This is a genomic window from Pontitalea aquivivens, assembly GCF_046507575.1.
GTDB lineage: Bacteria > Pseudomonadota > Alphaproteobacteria > Rhodobacterales > Rhodobacteraceae > Pontitalea > Pontitalea aquivivens.
Map to the genome: position 1 here is coordinate 1 of NZ_JBKFEY010000075.1, position 1529 is coordinate 1529.

3 protein-coding genes and 1 pseudogene are annotated in these 1529 nt (G+C 63.2%); 2 read left to right on the forward strand and 2 right to left on the reverse strand.

Annotated features, from left to right (window positions below):
* Nucleotides 1–112 precede the first annotated feature (112 nt).
* Nucleotides 113–496, forward strand: coding sequence for a bactofilin family protein (locus ACK8OU_RS20115; protein ID WP_410305110.1), 384 nt, complete (start codon nt 113–115; stop codon nt 494–496).
* Nucleotides 497–506: 10 nt separating this feature from the next.
* On the opposite strand, the gene ACK8OU_RS20120 is transcribed toward ACK8OU_RS20115, so the two are convergent.
* Entirely contained in the window at nt 507–929 is a 423-nt protein-coding gene (locus tag ACK8OU_RS20120) for an acyl-CoA transferase (RefSeq protein ID WP_410305111.1), read from the reverse strand.
* 78 nt (nt 930–1007) lie between these two features.
* Nucleotides 1008–1256, reverse strand: a pseudogene (locus tag ACK8OU_RS20125) (DUF6441 family protein); the annotation flags it as partial.
* Between ACK8OU_RS20125 and ACK8OU_RS20130 the strand changes: the two are divergent.
* A partial coding sequence (locus ACK8OU_RS20130) for a hypothetical protein (protein WP_410305112.1) occupies nt 1228–1529 on the forward strand: 302 nt, incomplete at its 3' end. The pseudogene ACK8OU_RS20125 and the gene ACK8OU_RS20130 overlap by 29 nt on opposite strands.

The following is a 1529-nucleotide window of genomic DNA, read 5'->3' on the forward strand; positions in this document are numbered from 1 at the left end:
CGCACGTGCCATTGGTATTGTCCTTCTATCCTGAGGAGGGCGCCGTCAGGGTTGACCTGCGCCGGTTTCCGGGCGCAACTGCCGGGAAAGACCACGGAGAGCTGCTAAACCCATGTTTGCAAAGTCCAGAGCCGATACTTCACGATCGCCAGAAGCTGCCGACCGTGAGGCACAACTCGCCGACCGGCGCCGCTCGGTCCTGCACGACAGCATGACCATCCGGGGTGAGCTGACCTGCAGCGGGATCGTCGAACTGGCCGGCAGGATCATCGGCGATCTCACGGTCGACACCCTTGTTCTGGCCAGGGGTGGCCGGATCGAAGGCAACGTCCGGGCCCGCAACGTAACGCTCGAAGGCGACCTTGTCGGGACGGTGTCAGCCGAGAGCGTGGTGGTCAAGACCTCCGCCACGGTGAAAGCTGACATCACATGTCAGGCCATCAGCATCGATACCGGCGCCATGATCGAAGGTCGCCTGTCCTGCAAGGCAAAGTGAACCACAAAACTCAACCAAGCGGATCGGCCGTCGAATAGTACAGAACGACCGGGATCACCGCTGCCTTCAGGCTCGCGGCCCCCTCGATGGCCAGGTCCACCGGCTGCGGCGCTTCCGCCTCGATCCAGTCGCACAAGCCGCCTAGCGTCCGGTCGGCGGCAATCACCGCGCCGAGGCTCGCGACCAGCCAATCGAACGCCGCATCGCGCCCCTCGGCCGCCTGCATGATCGCCTCGATCTCGGCACGGTGCTGGTAATGATAGCGCAGCGGCGACAGCGTCACCTCCGGCTCCCCCGGTTCGCCATCGCGCAGGATCAAAAGCCCCTCCCGGCCGATCCGCTCCGGCAGCACCGCGTTGCGCAGCACCACGGCGTCCAGGACCTGAAGCTGGCTGTGCAGCGCCGAAAGGATGGTTTCGCGGGTGGTGGGCATCGCAGGCCTCATGGCGGGGTTGCAAATTCAATCTATGGGCGTATTGAAGACAGCGCACGCCGCGCGCAGCAAGGGCACCTATTCCGAAAAACCTCTTCTGCGCCAATTTGCGACGATCAGGCCGAGAACCGCGTCAATCGCCCGCTCCGCATCCCGCGCCAGATCCAGCCGCTTCGGCAGCTTGACCTGCGGCACCAGAAGGAAGATCGGCACGACGGCGCGCACGTTTGTTTTTCTGAACGCTTTGCGTTCATCGTGATAGCATCGTTCGGGTGATCTGGAGAACTGGAGTCGGAAGATGAACAAGCTGTCACTCCCCTTGGTCCGCGCGCTCGCGGTAAGCCTCTTCTTGCCGGTAACCGCCTGGGCCGAGTTGCCCAATTGGTTGCCGCAGGGCATCACCCTGCCCGAACCGCACGAGGTGCTCATGGATCAACAGATCGGCGCCAGCACCCGCCTGCTCCAGGTGTCGGTGGAAAATGATCCTTCCCCTCTGTTCCCCGACTGGCAAACGGCGCTGGCAGCCGCGGGATATGATCTCAACACCGAGATGATGTTCGATGGACGGCTTCTGTTTTCGAACGCCGAGGTGGAGTCCGG

Excerpts from the sequence above, each read along its gene's own strand:
- ACK8OU_RS20115 (WP_410305110.1), top strand. The coding sequence starts at position 113 with ATGTTTGCAAAGTCCAGAGCCGATACTTCACGATCGCCAGAAGCTGCC.
- ACK8OU_RS20120 (WP_410305111.1), bottom strand. The coding sequence starts at position 929 with ATGCCCACCACCCGCGAAACCATCCTTTCGGCGCTGCACAGCCAGCTT.